Below are 230 nucleotides of genomic sequence, written 5' to 3'. Positions count from 1 at the left end.
GTACGGCTTCCTTGGTGGCGACCGCGCCGCCTACGTTGAGCCGCAGCGTCGTCGGCTCGTCGAGCTCGTCCCTGCGGTCCGGCAGCTCGAGGACGGTCACGCCGAGCACGCCGTCGGTCGTGTGGATCGCGTTGCCGCCCGGCACGGGCCCGCCGTCGACCACGACCAGGACGTGGGGGGGGGGCGCCTCGGCGGTGTAGCCGAACCGCGGGCGGTCCGTCAGGGCCCCG

At 75.7% G+C, this 230-nt stretch carries 1 protein-coding gene; it reads right to left on the bottom strand.

All coding sequences use genetic code 11. The features are described 5' to 3' along the window. Window positions 1–230, bottom strand: a 230-nt coding sequence (locus KVT14_RS21890) for a hypothetical protein (protein ID WP_217617441.1), incomplete at both ends; no start/stop codon positions are given.

It is taken from the genome of Cellulomonas sp. GbtcB1 (genome assembly GCF_019091725.1).
GTDB lineage: Bacteria > Actinomycetota > Actinomycetes > Actinomycetales > Cellulomonadaceae > Cellulomonas.
This window is presented reverse-complemented; position numbering and strand designations above follow the sequence as displayed.